This window comes from Puniceicoccus vermicola (genome assembly GCF_014230055.1).
GTDB lineage: Bacteria > Verrucomicrobiota > Verrucomicrobiia > Opitutales > Puniceicoccaceae > Puniceicoccus > Puniceicoccus vermicola.
In genome coordinates this window covers 13,743-29,111 of the sequence record NZ_JACHVA010000022.1, presented here as the reverse complement: position 1 = coordinate 29,111, position 15,369 = coordinate 13,743, and the positions used below count along the sequence as shown (strand labels likewise).

Genomic DNA, 15,369 nt, shown 5'->3' with positions numbered 1-15,369 from the left:
CGGAGAATCAGCGCATGAGCATTTTGAGGTCAGAGGGGCACGGGTCCGTCAGTGGGAGTTCAGTAAAGGTAGTCGTCGTCTTTGCTGACGGAATATCCCTCCGTTCCTCTCAGGCCTCTGATCGCTTGGGTGCTCGTAGCGCTGATTCCCTCCGGTTATTTTTCGAGGAAGCCCTCACGGTCAATGGAGCGCGGACTTCAGTCCGCCCCGTTGGATCGGTCGCGGAGGATCGGTTTTCCTCGATTTTCGCAGAGAAATGCCTGAGGGGCATGCGGGGCGGACTGAAGTCCGCGCTCCGTGAAGAAGCCGCTCTGGGGAGGACGGTCATCGGCGTTACAGCCGATGCTACGAAGGGCAGCCTTCATTCATTTTTTAACAACAACGGGGAAGCAGGGCATGAGTGAAGAGATCGAGATCTTAACGGACCGCTCGCAGCAGGTCTGGACCAAAGGGGAGTCCGGTGAGTTTTCCTGCGACCGTCGCAGCACTGCCGGTGCGGTCACCCAGCGTGCTTGTGCGTTCTGTGGTTCCCGGGTGGTTTTGTATCCCATTGCGGATGCATTGCATATCGTCCACGGACCCATCGGATGCGCTGTCTACAACTGGGACATTCGCGGATCTCTTTCTTCGGGGCCTCAGCTCCATCGCAACAGTTTCTCAACGGATCTAGCCGAAAAGGAAGTGGTTTTCGGAGGAGAAAAGAAGCTCGAAGCCTCTCTGCTGGAGCTCATCGCGTATTACCGGCCAAAGGCGGCATTTGTCTATTCCACCTGCATTGTCGGGGTGATCGGGGACGATGTTGAAGCCGTCTGCCGCACGGTTACGAAGAAATCAGGGATCGAGGTCATTCCGGTGGACTCGCCTGGCTTCAAGGGAACCAAGAAGAGTGGCTACAAGGCAGCCTGTGAGGCGGCCTACCGCTTGGTGGGAACAGGTGATACGTCGAAAATTAGCAAATACAGCATAAACCTTCTCGGAGAGTTCAATATCGCCGGGGAAGCCTGGATGATTCGCGAATATTTTGAAAAGATCGGGATCGAGGTCGTCTCGACGATCACGGGCGACGGGCGGGTCGACGATCTGAGACGTTGCCACGGGGCTTCCCTCAATCTGGTGCAGTGCTCGGGCTCGATGACCCACCTGGCCAACCTTCTCAAGAAGGAGCACGGGATCCCTCTGCGCCGAGTCTCCTTTTTCGGATTCGAAGATACAGCGAGGGCCATTTACGAGACTGCCTCCTTTTTCGGCGATCCGGAGATCGAAGAGCGGGCTGCCGCCCTCGTTCGCGAGGAAATTGCCAAGTATTCTCCAGTGATTCGCAAATACCGGAAGCAGCTCCGGGGCAAGAAGGCCGCCCTCTATGTTGGCGGAGCCTTCAAGGCCTTCTCGCTGGTGCTGGCCCTCCGCGCCCTCGGGATGCAGACCGTGCTCGCCGGAACCCAGACGGGGAGCCAGGAGGATTACGATCAGCTCCGCGAAATCTGCGATCCCGGCACGGTGATTGTCGATGACTCAAACCCTTTGGAGCTGGCAAAGTTTGTCCTAGAAAAGGAGGTCGATCTCTTCATCGGGGGAGTTAAGGAACGCCCGATCGCCTTCAAACTCGGAGTGGCCTTCTGCGACCACAATCACGAAAGGAAGATTCCGCTGGCCGGGTTCGAGGGAATGATGCGATTTGCCGACGAAGTCGCGCGCAGCGTCTTGAGCCCCATCTGGAAGTTTGTGCCCCGGAAAACCATGGCCATTGAGAAGTCGCTGGCCGCATCGAAGGAGGAAGCATGAATCAGAGTTTGAAAGTCGTAAACCCGCCGATGGCCAACGACGTCTGTGGAGCTGATGGGCTCCCCGCGGGGGGAGACATCCCGGCTGCGGCCACCCGCAATGCCTGCAAGCTCTGCTCGCCGCTCGGGGCTTCCATGGTCTTCAAGGGAATCCGAGGTTGCCTGCCGTTCCTGCACGGAAGCCAGGGCTGCGCCACCTACATCCGGCGCTACATGATCAGCCACTTTCGCGAGCCAGTCGACATCGCGTCCTCCAGCTTTACCGAGGATGATGCGATCTTTGGAGGGGCCAAGAACTTTGCCGATGGTCTCGACAACGTCATTCGGCAGTATCATCCGGAAATCATTGGCGTCGCGACGACCTGCCTCTCGGAAACGATTGGCGAACACATGATCGGGATGATTCGGGATTTCCAAAATACCCGGGGCAGTGAGATGCCGCTGGTGCACGTATCCACTCCCGCTTACACCGGGACGCATGCCGAAGGATTTCAGGCCGCCGTTCTCGAAGTGGTTCGCTCTTTTGTCGAAGTCGCACCGGAAGGTCCGGTTGCGGGCCGGGTAAATGTTCTTCCCGGAATGATGTCCTGTGCGGATCTGCGCCACTTGGCGGAGATCTGCCGGGCCTACCAATTGAAGCCCACCTTGCTCCCAGACTACAACGAGACCCTCGAGGGTGGGGGATGGGATGCCTACCACCGGATCTCTCCCGGCGGAACCCCGCTCGAAGAAATTCGCGCCATGGGCAAAGCGGCAGCCACGATTGAGTTCGGCCACTCCCGGGAGAAGCGGGAAGAGTCTGCCGGGGCTCTGCTGGAGAGCCGTCACGGAATTCCCAATTTCCTCCACGGGTGGCCGTTGGGAATTGCCGCTTCGGACCGGCTCTACGCTTCGCTCTCAGAGATTTCCGGAAACCAGATGCCCGAGGTCTTTCGCAAAGAGCGAGGGCGCCTGGTCGACGCCTATGTGGACGCCCACAAATACGTTTCAGGTAAGACCGCAGCGGTTTACGGTGAACCGGACCTCGTCGTCGGCCTCGCAGGATTTCTTTCGGAGATCGGCATCCGCCCGATCATCTGTGCCACCGGATCCAAGGTGCCCCGTTGGGACCGCCGTCTCGCCTCCGAGATTGAGGGCGGTATGGAAGATATTGAAGCTCTTTCCGGGGTGGATCACGCCTCCATCTCGGTGCGAGCCCGTGCTCGCAAGCCCGATCTGCTTCTTGGATCGAGCAAGGGCTATCCCTTGGCCCGCGAGCTCGGGATTCCTCTCCTTCGCATCGGATTTCCCTTACACGATCGTTTTGGCGGTCAGCGGGAGCTTTCGGTCGGATACCGGGGAACTCAATACCTCTTCGATCGCGTAGTGAATGCTCTATTGGAAGCCCGCCAAGAGAACAACGAAACCGGGTATAGCTACCTATAACAACAAGGACATACAATGATCACTCCCTCTGAAATTACACTCGAAAACCATCCCTGTTTCAATCGCGAGGCCTGCTCGACCCACGGTCGGGTTCACCTTCCGGTGGCGCCTCGCTGCAACATCCAGTGCAACTACTGCAATCGGGATTTTGACTGCGTCAATGAGAGCCGCCCCGGGGTGACTTCGACCATCTTGTCTCCGGGGCAGGCCGTGGCTTACCTGGAAAAAATCATGGAACTCCGCGAGGACATTGCCGTCGTCGGCATCGCGGGCCCGGGGGATCCATTCGCGAATCCGGAAGAGACGATGGATACCTTTCGGCGGGTCAGAGAACGTTTTCCCTCGATGATTCTCTGCCTCTCCACGAACGGACTGGGTTTGACGGAGGAATACGTCCAAGAGCTGGCCGCACTGAAGGTCAGCCACGTGACGATTACCATGAACGCCACGGATCCCGAGATCGCCGGAAAGATCTACGCCTGGGCTCGGCATGACAAGATGATTCGCCGGGGGACGAAGGCCGGGGAGTTGATGATCGAGAAGCAGATGCAGGCCATCCGCTGGATCAAAGAGTATGGCATGATCGCCAAGGTAAATTCGATCCTCGTGCCGGGAATCAACGAAGACCACCTCCCCGAGATCGCCAAGACGGTTTCCGCAATGGGGGCTGACATCATGAACTGCATCCCACTGTTGCCGACGAAGGATACGGTCTTTGAAAATCTGATCGAACCGGATGCCAAGATGCGCTTCGCCACCCGCCTGAAGTGCGGCGAGTACATGAATCAGATGACCCATTGCGCGCGTTGCCGGGCCGATGCGATCGGGAAGCTCAGTGAGCCGATGAGCGAAGATTTAAACGAGTTGATCAAGGGTTGTTCGCGGCTCCCGATCGACCCGACCCAGAATCGGCCCTATGTGGCCGTGGGAACCCGGGAAGGGATGCTGGTCAACCAACACCTCGGTGAGGTCCGCGAATTTGCTATCTTCGCTGAAGATCCGGAGGATCCGGAAGAGTTTATTCAAATCGACACGCGTCCAGCGGCCGCTCCCGGAGGGCGGGACGATCGCTGGAAGACGATTGCCGAGACCCTCCACGACTGCCGCGTGATCCTCGTGAGTGCCGCCGGGCGGACTCCACTGGAAAGGCTTCGCGACCACGGGATCGGAGTCATCCAGATGGAAGGAATGATCGAAGCGGGCCTGTCCCACGTTTTCCACGGCGAAGCTCTTCCCCCCACGCTCGAGCGCCACATGGATTGTTGTGGAGAAGGGGTCTCCTGCGGTGGAGACGGCACGGGCTGCGGCTGAGCCTATCGAATCCGACGAACGAAATAGAATCTTATTCCATCATCAATCATCATGAACAAACCATCCCATCATCTCTTCATTTGTGGCAGCGCCCGCGCGAGCGGGGAACTCAAGGGAGTGTGCTGCAACAAAGAATCCATCGACTTACTATCTTACGCCCAAAGCGAGATCCAGGACCGGATGCTCGATGGCGTCGAAGTTGCGATGACTGGCTGCCTCAATATGTGCACGCGGGGGCCTGTCGTCATTGATTACCCATCCGGCCGCTTCTACGAACGCGCCACTGAGGAGCTCATTGACGAGATTCTCGATTCGATCGAAGAAGGCGAAGTCTGCGAGACGAACCTCATCAAGGACTAGGAAAACCATGGGCGTCCACCTGATCGATACCACTTTGCGCGACGGCGAACAGGCGGCGGGAGTCTCTTTCTCTTTGGAAAAGAAACTCGCGATCGCCCGCACGCTGGTAGAAGCGGGTGTGCAGGAACTCGAGGTGGGCATTCCGGCGATGGGACCTCTCGAGGTCTCTGAGATCCGCCAGGTCGCGGAGGCCATCCTTCCGGCGCGGACCCTGACCTGGGGGCGCGCCACGGAGGAGGATCTTTTTGCGGCCGCTGCAACCGGTGCGGCGGGGTTCCATTTTTCCTTGCCGGCGAGTGGCCTCCATCAGCGGATCTGGGGAAAGAATAGTGATTGGGTTTTTGCGACCCTGCGCCGGATCTCTTCTCTGGCCCGCGGGCGATTCGAATATTTTACAGTCGGGGCGCAGGATGCCTCCCGCGCCGATCCGGAGTTCCTTGTCATGCTCGCAGCAGCTGCGAGAGAGCAGGGCGCTTCCCGTTTCCGAATTGCCGATACGGTCGGCATCCTCGATCCCAAGAGAACCCGCGAACTGGTGGCCCAGGTTCATGCGGGAGTGCCGGATCTCCCCATTGAGTTTCACGGGCACAATGATCTCGGCATGGCGGTTGCCAATTCGGTCACGGCGGTACAGGCGGGTGCCGAAGCGATTAGCGTTACCGTGAACGGTCTTGGAGAGCGGGCGGGAAACGCCGCTCTCGAAGAAGTGGTGATGGCCCTTCGGCATGCTTGCAAAATCGAGACAGGGATTCACTCCGACTCGTTGCAATCGTTGAGCGAAATGGTCGCAGAGGCCTCGAGGCGGGTGCTGCCGGGGAACAAACCGGTGGTGGGCACGGCCTGCTTTCGGCACGAGACCGGGATCCATACGCGAGGCATGGCCGTCGACCGCTCCGCCTACGAGTTGATCTCCGCCGAGGAGATCGGAGCCGGAGCCCAATCTTTTGTCATCGGAAAACATTCCGGATCCGAGGGGATCCGGATGGCCCTCGAAGAGGCGGGGTTCATCGTCGAGAGAAGTACTTTGCGAAACCTTCTTTCCACCGTCCGCGCCGAAGTGGAGCGAAAGGACCGTGCTCTCTCGCCTCAGGAAGTAATTGAAATCCTCCGACTTCAGTCGGTGAAAACGAACCAAAATAAAAACCAAGAATAGGAAATCATCATGTCTGATCTGGCTATGACTGTCCTCTACGGGACCGAAACAGGGAATTGCAAAGGCTTGGCGAACAAAGTTGCCGCCAAAGGGGAAAAGAACGGGGTGAAGGTCGAGGTCCAGAACCTCGCCGAGTACACGACCGCCCAATTGGCCGAACTCAAGGGCGCCGTCCTCATCATCATCTCGACCTGGGATGACGGGCTGCCCCCACCAAAGGCCAAGCCTTTCTGTGATGAGCTCGCGACGGCCGACATCGACCTGTCCGCCATCGATTACACGGTTCTCGCTCTCGGCGATACCGAGTATCCGCTTTACTGCGAGTGCGGGAAGCAGATCGATGCCCGCCTCGCCGAGCTTGGGGCGAAGCCCTTTCTCGAGAGGGCCGATCTCGGCTCAGACTTTCTCGTCAGCTACATCGGCTGGTCGAAACGCTTCTGGAAGACTCTCGCCGGATACTTCGGTGTGGGGAAATCCGCATAATCCATAACTTCAAATTATTCGTGTCATGATCGCTCCCGCAAAATCCGCCCGCAAAACAATGGATGCCAACGAGGCCGTTGCCTCGGTCGCCTATCGTTTCAGCGAGGTAGTCTCCATGTTCCCCATCACCCCGTCCACGCCTATGGCCGAACACTGTGACGAGTGGTCGGCAGCAGGAAAGACCAACCTCTGGGGGGATGTGCCTCGACTCGTGGAGATGCAGAGCGAGGGTGGGGCGGCCGGAGCGCTCCATGGCAGCCTGATGGGCGGTGCCCTCGGAACAACCTTCACGGCCTCCCAAGGACTGCTCCTGATGATCCCGAACCTCTACAAGCTGGCAGGGGAGCTGACACCGACGGTGGTCCACGTCTCGGCTCGGGCGATTGCCACCCATGCCCTCTCGATTTTCGGGGATCACAGTGATGTGATGGCCTGCCGGGCGACGGGTCTCGGTATGTTGGCCTCGAACAGTGTGCAGGAGGCGCATGACTTCGCCGCCATCGCTCATGCGGCGACCTTGCGCAGTCGGCTGCCGTTTATTCACTTTTTCGACGGCTTCCGCACCTCTCACGAGTTGTCCGACATTGAGTTGATTCCCGATGACGTTCTGCATCAGCTCGTCGATCCGGAAGGCCTAGAGGGTTTCTACAAGCGGGGGCTGACACCCGATGCTCCTTCAGTGCGAGGCACGGCGCAAAACCCGGATACCTATTTTCAGGGCCGGGAGGCGGTGAATCCGTTCTACCGGGAAGCCGTATGGATTGTTGCCGAGTTGATGGAACGTTTTGGGAGGCTGACCGGGAGGAAGTATGCTCCCTTCGAATACGAAGGCCATCCTGAAGCGGATGAGGTGATCGTCATCATGGGATCCGGAGCGGAAACCGTTGCCGAGACCGCTCGCTTCCTCAACGAAACCACCGGATCCAAGCGGGGAGTTTTGAAGGTGCGCCTCTATCGTCCGTTCCACACGCCCCTTTTCCTGAAGGCACTGCCGAAATCGGTGAAACGAATCGCAGTTCTCGATCGGACCAAGGAACCGGGTGGAGTGGGAGAGCCCCTCTACCTCGACGTTTCCATGGCCCTCAGCAAGGCCGGGAAGTGCGAAGGAAATGTGGAGTTGGACATCGAGCGCCTGATCGGTGGCCGTTACGGTCTGGGCTCAAAGGAGTTCACTCCGGAGATGGTGGCGGCGGTCTTCCAGGAGCTCGAAGCTCCGAGTGTAGGGGATCACTTCACCGTGGGGATTAAGGACGACGTCACCGGCAAGTCGCTGGATGTCGAAAAACCCCTCACCATCGAGAGTTCGGAAACGACTCGGGCCCTTTTCTTCGGGCTCGGATCGGACGGGACCGTGGGGGCCAATAAGAACACCATCAAGATCATCGGGGACAAAACGGGTCTCCACACGCAGGGGTATTTTGTCTACGACTCGAAGAAGTCGGGCGGATTGACCGTTTCCCACCTCCGGTTTGGGCCGGACCCGATTCGGGCTCCCTACTTGATCTCGGATGCGAAATTTGTCGGTTGCCACCAACCGCAGTTCCTCGGCCGGGTGGATATGCTCGGTAAGGCGCAGAAGGGTGCCACTTTCCTCGTCAACAGCACCGTTTCCCACGAGGGCCTCTGGGATTCACTTCCGCGCGATGTGCAGCGGCAGATTATCGAGAAGGAGATTCGTCTCTTTCACGTCGATGCGCTCTCTCTCGCTGCAGACCTCGGAATGGGGAATCGGACGAACACGATCATGCAAGCCTGCTTCTTCGCCCTCTCCGATCTCCTCCCGCCCAAGGAGGCGGTGCAGGCCATGAAGGACGCGATCACCAAAACCTATTCTCGCAAGGGACCCAAGGTGGTGGAAGCCAATCACGCCGCGGTCGATGCCGCAATCGGCGGATTGGAACGCATCGCCGTTCCTGCGGATGCTTCCGCAACTGATATTCCGGTAGAATGGGTCCCGGACGATGCGCCGGACTTTGTCCGCCGGGTGACCGCGCGGTTGATGGCCGGGGAGGGGGACCTCCTGCCTGTGAGTGCTTTCCCCGTCGATGGATCCTGGCCCACTGGGACCTCTCGGTTTGAGAAACGCAACATCGCCCGCGAAATTCCGATCTGGCAGCCGGATGCCTGCACCCAGTGTAATAAATGCGCGGTGGTCTGCCCGCACTCTGCTGTGAGGCCGAAAATCTACAATCCCGAGTCGCTCGAGGGAGCTCCCGAGACCTTCCGGCATACACCTTTCAAAGGAGTTGGCGGAGACGGACTGGAATTGACCCTTCAGGTGTATCCCGAGGATTGCACGGGATGCACCGCTTGTGTCGAAGTTTGTCCGGCAACCGCTGAGGATGGGCTCAAAGCGATCCGAATGGTTTCAGCGGTAAATCAGATCGAGCCCGAGAAGGAAAATCTAGCATTCTTCGAGAAACTGTCTACGGAGACGATTCCAGACGACAAGCTCTCGGCGCGGACCATCTCCTTCCGGCAGCCGCTCTTTGAGTTCTCCGGAGCCTGTGCCGGGTGCACCCAGACTCCTTATGTCCGGATGCTGACGCAGTTGTATGGAGACCGTCTCCTCGTGGCCAACGCGACCGGCTGCTCTTCGATTTACGGAGGTAACCTGCCGACGACGCCCTATTGCACCGACGAGAACGGGCGCGGACCCGCCTGGGCCAATTCTCTCTTCGAGGACAATGCTGAGTTTGGGCTCGGATTGCACATGGCGGCCGAATGGCGCCGCGACGTCGCTCTCCGGCTCTTGACGAAGCTGCGGGGCCAAGTCGGATCGATCCTCGCCGGAGAAATTCTCGACCACGCGGATCGATCGCCTGCGGGGCTCTCTCTGCAGCGCTCCAAGGTAGATGCGTTGAAGGAAGTGTTGGCCGAGATCCCCGGGGAGGACGCCAAACGCTTGATCCTCCATGCGGATTATCTGGTGCCGAAATCGACCTGGATCGTCGGTGGCGATGGATGGGCCTACGATATCGACTTTGGGGGACTCGACCACGTCCTTGCCAGTGGATACAATGTGAACATCCTCGTCCTCGACACCGAGATTTACTCGAATACCGGGGGGCAGGCCTCCAAAGCGACTCCGGTCGGTGCCCAGGCCAAGTTTGCCGCTGCCGGAAAGGAGTTGCCGAAGAAGGATCTGGCCGCCATCGCCATGAGCTATGGCGGAATCTATGTCGCCCAGATTGCGCTTGGGGCGAATGAGAAGCAGACGCTCGACGCACTGCGGGAAGCGGAATCCTATGACGGTCCCTCGCTGGTCATCGCTTACGGACCCTGTGCCGGACACGGAATCGACTTGCGGAACGGTCCGGCCCGGCAAAAGGCGGCGGTGGAAACCGGATACTGGCCGCTCTTCCGGTTCGATCCGAGGAACAAGGAGAAGGGGCGTCCGATCCTTTCCCTCGACTCCTTCGAGCCCTCGGGAACGGTTGGATCCTTCATGGAGGCGGAGAACCGTTTCAAAGCCCTCCGTCGTGGGGATCCCGAACGAGCCGACAGCCTGACCGCGATCGCTCAAAAGCACGCCGACGAACGTTGGAAACGCCTAGAAGCTCTGGCCTCTGTCAGCGAGGATGAGGATGACGACGATGATGATGGCTGGGGTTGATCGAATGGATCACTTTCACGTCTACCATGCGTGAATACGGGTGGACGGCGGGAGTCGCCGCAATTGGGGCAAAGTCCTTTGGGAGTGATTTGGACCGCCTCGCCGCGAGATTTCCCGCCGTCATATCTTTTCTTGGGTTATGAATACCCGGCTTCTTCCATGTTCCTTCTCCCGGATTTCAATGACCGTTCAGATTCGGGGGAGGGAAGAGGCCGGGTTGTTCCCAGAAATTAGAGTCTGAATCAGCAAATTTACGTTCTTCGAAATAACCAGTGCCATGACCCAGAAAGCAATACGCCCTCTCTATCACGTCGAAGCGCTGGCCCGAGAGGCCGGCTATGAAATTACCTATGCCTACGACGATATCGTTTTCCTCAAGCATTCCGAGGTTCTCGTCCAGTTTTCGAATGTGGATGAGAACCAATTGCGGATATACCTCCATCGCGATCTCGATGAGGCCACGGCCTCGGACGTGTCGCTCAAATTGACCCGCGGCGCCAAGGGGCAGGATTTTACGATCATTTTCGTCGGATCCTTTACCATGGAGCAGAAATCGGATGCGAAGGATGAGATTGAGCTGATTTTCTTTGAGGAAGCCTAGCGGGAGAGAGAGTTTCAGATCGGGTTGACCGTCTCTATTCCTTGGCACACCCTATCTCCATGGCTTCAGGAGATTCCGGTGTTCATCGTTCCAGTCACGGACGGATTCGGATGAGTGATTGGACTCATCTAAAAACGGAGTTTTATTGGATTTATGAAGGTGTCGTGCGCCCTGAATATTTGACGCTGGCGAAGCTCGGGAGCCCAGGGCGTTCTGCGTATTTCCTGAAGGAAGGAGAACTGAAGGTCGAGACCGCGAGTGGGAAGATTTTCGCCAAAGCTGGGGATTGGGTACTCCCTAGTTCTCGAATGATTGAGAGGACCTTCACGGAAGGTTCTCGTTTTATTTCGATTCGCTTTTGCGGGGATTGGCCGGATGGTCAGCCTTGTTTTGATTCTGACATAGCCTTGGTTTTTCCCAGCGCAGATTTTCCGGAGTTGAAGGATAGAGCCGATGCGCTCCTCGATCTGGTCGAGACCCTTCTGCCGGATGCGGGTCGTTTCTATCGGCTGTCCCGTGGGGATCTGTTGAGCCACCTACGTATTCGTGAATCATTCATTTCCTGGCTGGTCTCTCTGGTTGAAGTGGGGCAGAAGCTCGACGCTTTTGTTCAGAAGACGCAAGATGGGGATGAACGCATTTTCGAAGCGGCCCGGCTTTTGGATCGACACCCTCTGGATATGCCGTTCCGGGAAGAAGAGCTCGCCCAGGAAATCTCGTTGAGCAGCACCCAACTCGACCGATTGTTCAAAAAGGAATACCAGCTTTCGCCGCGCCAATATCTCGATGCGCGGCGTTTGAAAGACGCCGAGGCCCAGTTGCAGGTGTCCACTATTCCGGTCAAGCAGATCGCCTATGAATTGGGCTTCAAATCCCTGAGCTATTTTTCGCGTTGGTTTTCGAAGAATCACGGAGAATCCCCACGGGCCTTCCGCCAGCGGTTCGAAAAGTAGCAAAGTAGTGGGAGCTTCCAGCTCCCGCAGGCTGCCTTTCGGTCTCCTCTCCGAACGCATGAGGGCTAAGATCTCGGGTCCAATTCATCGGCGTTTCGCCGATGACCCTCGTGGGCGGAAAGTGCCCGCCCGGTAGCATCGGCGCTTCGCCGATGACTTGGGGGTTGGGGAGGTTTATTGCGGTCCGCCGGAGGGCTCTTCGCGGATGCGATCATCGAGCAAGGCTCGATGCTACGGTGGATCCGGTTTTGATTGTAGATGCTATGAGCAGATCCCTCGGATCCGCTCATAGCACCTACGGTAGACCCGGTTTCTCCGACCTGCGTCGAGCTGGGCCGAAGGACCGAAAAAAGCCCCACCGGAATGATCCGGTGGGGCTTTGGATGCAAAATGAAATCAGCCTCAGCTTTGGCGACGGCGGCGAACCAATGCGAAGCCGGCGGCGACTCCCATGAGGAGGATTGCCGAGGTTGCGGGTTCGGGGATGGCGGCCGTTCCGTTTACGGTTAGGTCGTCGAATCGAAGCGATGAGGAGGAATTATTTCCTCCGAAGGCATAGAGTCGGAACGTGACGCTTTCCGTAAGATCTTGGTATGCCGATCCGGTGAGATCGATTGAGTAATTTGCGAATCCTGATGGGGACACCGGAATACTGCTAAGGGTATCAATGGTGGAACCGAAAGAGTCTAGGCTGCTGCGAGCGAACACCGTCGTTGCGGATCCGGGGTCGTTACTCCGCTGGAGGTAGACCGTGATGTCTTCCAAGTCCATCGTGTAGCCTCCATCGGGTGTCAGGGTGAATTCGATATAATCGTTGGTCGAGATCGCGTCGGCCGCAGAGGTCTCGGTTAATCCCTGAACGGCGAGGGACCGGTTTCCGACTGCCGAAGTTCCGGAAAATACGGGTGGGTTGGGGGATACTCCAGATCCTGCGGAGACACTGGATGCGTCGAGCCCGGTTTCCACCGTGCTTGCAGCAAAGGAATTCTCAAAGCCGTATTGGGCCAAAACGACGGCCGATGCGGTGCTCGCAAGCGAGGCAAATACGGGAAGTGTGATGAGTAGGAGGTTCTTTTTCATGGGATTTATTGGTTGCGATTAATTTCGCTCATGTGGGGGATTCCCTCAAATCGGAACGGTTTCAGGATTTTCTCATTTTGTTTCACTTTTTAGAGTCAATCTTTTGTAAGTGAAATTTGTCTGGTTAGTTGCGAATTATGGTGAGGCTAAATTGGGTTCAGAGGATGGCGCAATTAGCGCGAGTTCTCGGGTTTCTCCGGGCGAGATGAAAGTCCTGCTTCCGCGATGTTTGTGCCGTATTGGAGCGGGTCTCGATGCGGAGAGTTTCGTCTCGGCTCGAAATGCCTTTCGGAGGAATTGGGGAACGCCATTCCGTAGCATCGGCGTTTCGCCGATGAATAGTGTTTCGGGAAAGTTCAGCAAGTTGAGGGTGCTTTCGGCTGTCGCGGTCATCGAGCAAGGCTCGATGATACGGAGTCGGTAGCATTGGCGTTTTGCCGACGAGTTGCGAATCGAGGAGGGTGGAAATTGGGGCCGAAATAAGCTCTTTTTTTCGTGCGAAGAAAACAATTCGAGTACTTCCCGAAGATTTCGCGGTTCCGCTTTGTGCAAGAGAATGAGAAAATTTTACAACAGGGGAGATTTGCTCGATTCGACGACGGAGTTCATTTTGAAGAAGATGTCGAACCCCACAGAGCGCAGACCACATATCCTTTTGATTACGACCGACCAGCAGAGATCGGATTGTTTGGGGATCAACGGAAATCACGAGGTCGAGACTCCCAATCTCGATGCGTTGGCCCGTAATGGAGTAAATTTTCGCAAAGGCTACGTAACTTGTCCGGTTTGTATCCCCGCGAGGCGAACCCTGATCTCCGGGATGAGCCCGGATTCACACGGACTGCGTCGCTATCTGGATGGCGTGGATTTCGATCCCCCCGCGACTTTGCCCGGATGTCTTAAGGAAGTTGGCTACCAAACCGAATTGATCGGAAAGCTTCATCTCCATCCTCAGGGGAAGCGGTACGGATTTGACAACATAACTTTATCGGAAACCGCCAATTGGCGTCCGGATCATCCACACCAAAAGCGCAACGATTACGTGCGTTGGCTTCAGGAGAAAGGGGTGACCCGCCACCCCACCTTTCAGGGGATCGGGAGCAACAGTCGACTCAGCGCTCCGTGGGGCATGGATGATACCCTGCACTGGAATCAGTGGGTCACGGACGAGACGGTGAAACTTTTCCAGCAGCGTCGCGATCCCACTTGCCCGTTGTTTCTGCACCTGTCGTTTTTTCACCCGCATCCCCCATTTATTCCCTTGAAGCATTATTTTGATCGGTATTTGGAGAAGGATCTTTCCGGTCCGGTGATTGGAGAGTGGGCGAAGCAGGGGGAAGATGCCCGGGCTGCACCCGATGCGGTTGCGGGTCCATTCGATGAAGGAACGATGAAGCGGGCCAAGGCGGCTTACTATGCGTTGATCAATCACATCGACGACTGCATCGCCCATATCCTTGAGCAGTGGACAAATCTTCCGGATGTGGGGAATGATCCGCTCTACATTATTTTCAGCTCCGACCACGGGGAAATGCTGGGAGACCACCATCTCTTCCGGAAGTCGCAAGGCTACGAAGCCTCGGCCCATGTGCCGTTCTTTCTGAGTGGGATCAACGTCGATCTTCCCTCCATGGAGACCGACGATTTCGTCAGTTGGGAAGATGTGGCACCGACGTTGTTGGATTTGGCGGGAGTTGTAATTCCCCCGTCGATGGATGGGCGTTCACTGGTTTCCTATTTGGACGGAAAAGAGCCGGACGACGCTCCAGACCACATCTTCGGTCAATGCTTTGGTCGGTTCGCCAATCTTTGGGTTGTCAATGAGCGTTGGAAGTACATCTGGTTTGCCAAGACCAATGAAGAGCAGCTCTTCGATCTGCAGAACGATCCCCGGGAAACCCGCGATCTTTCAGGAACAAATACGGAGAATCTTCAAGCGATGCGAAAGATCATGGAAGGGCATGTGTCCGGGCGCGAGGATGTGACCTTCGACGAGTCGGCTTTGAGCCCCTGCGCGAATCAGCCTCCAAAAGTCTTTTGGCCAAATTGATCTTGGGGAGGGCAGTGCTCCCAACTTCGGCCTGCGTAGCTCGCAGAGCGTAGAAGGGCTCCATCCCCTCCAAATTCACGTTGTCTCGGCCCAAAAGGTCGGAAAACCGGGCGTAGATCCGACGTGCGCGAGGGAGTACATCCGCATTTAAGAAACTCATACCGAATTGAGGAAGTTTTGATAGTTATGGCGGGATGGGAAATGAGTCTGAGCGAGGCGGCCCAATTGGAGGCGGGTCTGCGACCCGTGCCATTTGGGCTAACGCTGCTCAGGCTCATTTCCCGCACGTCCCAGGGGGATGCGCCCAGAATCGAAGGTCGCGGCGTTGCAGAGATCGGAGCGTATCTCGATACGAATACGATCCCTGCGCCTTGCGCTGCTTCGATTCTGCGCTGCACCATAACGGTCAAACCTTACTAAATTCGGTATGACACAGATTAAAAAATCTAATTCGTTAACCTAGCGCCTAGTTGAGGGAATCCCCCATTTGTTACAGTTTGTTGAGATTACTCTCTGACGCGGTAGTCCCGATACCCCCCTCGGTCCGCATTGGCGA

13 protein-coding genes are annotated in these 15,369 nt (G+C 57.1%); 12 read left to right on the top strand and 1 reads right to left on the bottom strand.

Going from position 1 to position 15,369, the window contains the following annotated elements; genetic code table 11:
* Positions 1 to 14: 14 nt before the first annotated feature.
* The 10 genes from H5P30_RS01790 to H5P30_RS01745 all read left to right on the top strand — a co-directional run bounded on the left by H5P30_RS01790 (position 15) and on the right by H5P30_RS01745 (position 11,683).
* Positions 15 to 404, top strand: coding sequence for a hypothetical protein (locus tag H5P30_RS01790; RefSeq protein ID WP_185691251.1), 390 nt, complete (start codon positions 15 to 17; stop codon positions 402 to 404).
* Positions 397 to 1,782 carry a nitrogenase iron-molybdenum cofactor biosynthesis protein NifE gene (nifE, locus tag H5P30_RS01785; RefSeq protein WP_185691250.1) on the top strand — a complete coding sequence of 462 codons (1,386 nt, stop codon included), beginning with the start codon at positions 397 to 399 and terminating at the stop codon, positions 1,780 to 1,782. Before H5P30_RS01790 ends, nifE begins: the two co-directional genes overlap by 8 nt.
* Entirely contained in the window at positions 1,779 to 3,206 is a 1,428-nt protein-coding gene (locus H5P30_RS01780; protein ID WP_246459185.1) for a nitrogenase component 1, read from the top strand. Before nifE ends, H5P30_RS01780 begins: the two co-directional genes overlap by 4 nt.
* Before the next feature lie 15 nt (positions 3,207 to 3,221).
* Positions 3,222 to 4,517: a radical SAM protein gene (locus H5P30_RS01775; protein ID WP_185691249.1), complete on the top strand. Its 1,296-nt coding sequence runs from the start codon at positions 3,222 to 3,224 to the stop codon at positions 4,515 to 4,517.
* Between the two features lie 51 nt (positions 4,518 to 4,568).
* On the top strand, positions 4,569 to 4,877 hold the full coding sequence (locus tag H5P30_RS01770; RefSeq protein ID WP_185691248.1) for a (2Fe-2S) ferredoxin domain-containing protein: 309 nt from the start codon (positions 4,569 to 4,571) through the stop codon (positions 4,875 to 4,877).
* Between the two features lie 7 nt (positions 4,878 to 4,884).
* Entirely contained in the window at positions 4,885 to 6,030 is a 1,146-nt protein-coding gene (locus H5P30_RS01765) for a homocitrate synthase/isopropylmalate synthase family protein (protein ID WP_185691247.1), read from the top strand.
* A 9-nt stretch (positions 6,031 to 6,039) separates the two neighbouring features.
* On the top strand, positions 6,040 to 6,513 hold the full coding sequence (locus H5P30_RS01760; RefSeq protein ID WP_246459183.1) for a flavodoxin domain-containing protein: 474 nt from the start codon (positions 6,040 to 6,042) through the stop codon (positions 6,511 to 6,513).
* A gap of 25 nt (positions 6,514 to 6,538) precedes the next feature.
* On the top strand, positions 6,539 to 10,129 hold the full coding sequence (gene nifJ / locus H5P30_RS01755) for a pyruvate:ferredoxin (flavodoxin) oxidoreductase (RefSeq protein ID WP_185691246.1): 3,591 nt from the start codon (positions 6,539 to 6,541) through the stop codon (positions 10,127 to 10,129).
* A 277-nt stretch (positions 10,130 to 10,406) separates the two neighbouring features.
* Positions 10,407 to 10,730, top strand: a complete 324-nt coding sequence (locus H5P30_RS01750; RefSeq protein WP_185691245.1) for a hypothetical protein — start codon at positions 10,407 to 10,409, stop codon at positions 10,728 to 10,730.
* A 59-nt stretch (positions 10,731 to 10,789) separates the two neighbouring features.
* Entirely contained in the window at positions 10,790 to 11,683 is an 894-nt protein-coding gene (locus H5P30_RS01745) for a helix-turn-helix domain-containing protein (RefSeq protein ID WP_185691244.1), read from the top strand.
* A gap of 402 nt (positions 11,684 to 12,085) precedes the next feature.
* Here H5P30_RS01745 and H5P30_RS01740 read toward each other — a convergent pair whose 3' ends face one another.
* Entirely contained in the window at positions 12,086 to 12,763 is a 678-nt protein-coding gene (locus H5P30_RS01740) for a PEP-CTERM sorting domain-containing protein (RefSeq protein WP_185691243.1), read from the bottom strand.
* Positions 12,764 to 13,382: 619 nt separating this feature from the next.
* Here H5P30_RS01740 and H5P30_RS01735 point away from each other — a divergent pair.
* Both H5P30_RS01735 and H5P30_RS01730 read left to right on the top strand, forming a co-directional pair.
* Positions 13,383 to 14,813 (top strand): sulfatase-like hydrolase/transferase, encoded by a 1,431-nt coding sequence (locus H5P30_RS01735; protein ID WP_185691242.1) that lies wholly within the window; start codon positions 13,383 to 13,385, stop codon positions 14,811 to 14,813.
* 186 nt (positions 14,814 to 14,999) lie between these two features.
* Positions 15,000 to 15,233: a hypothetical protein gene (locus tag H5P30_RS01730; protein WP_185691241.1), complete on the top strand. Its 234-nt coding sequence runs from the start codon at positions 15,000 to 15,002 to the stop codon at positions 15,231 to 15,233.
* Positions 15,234 to 15,369 lie beyond the last annotated feature (136 nt).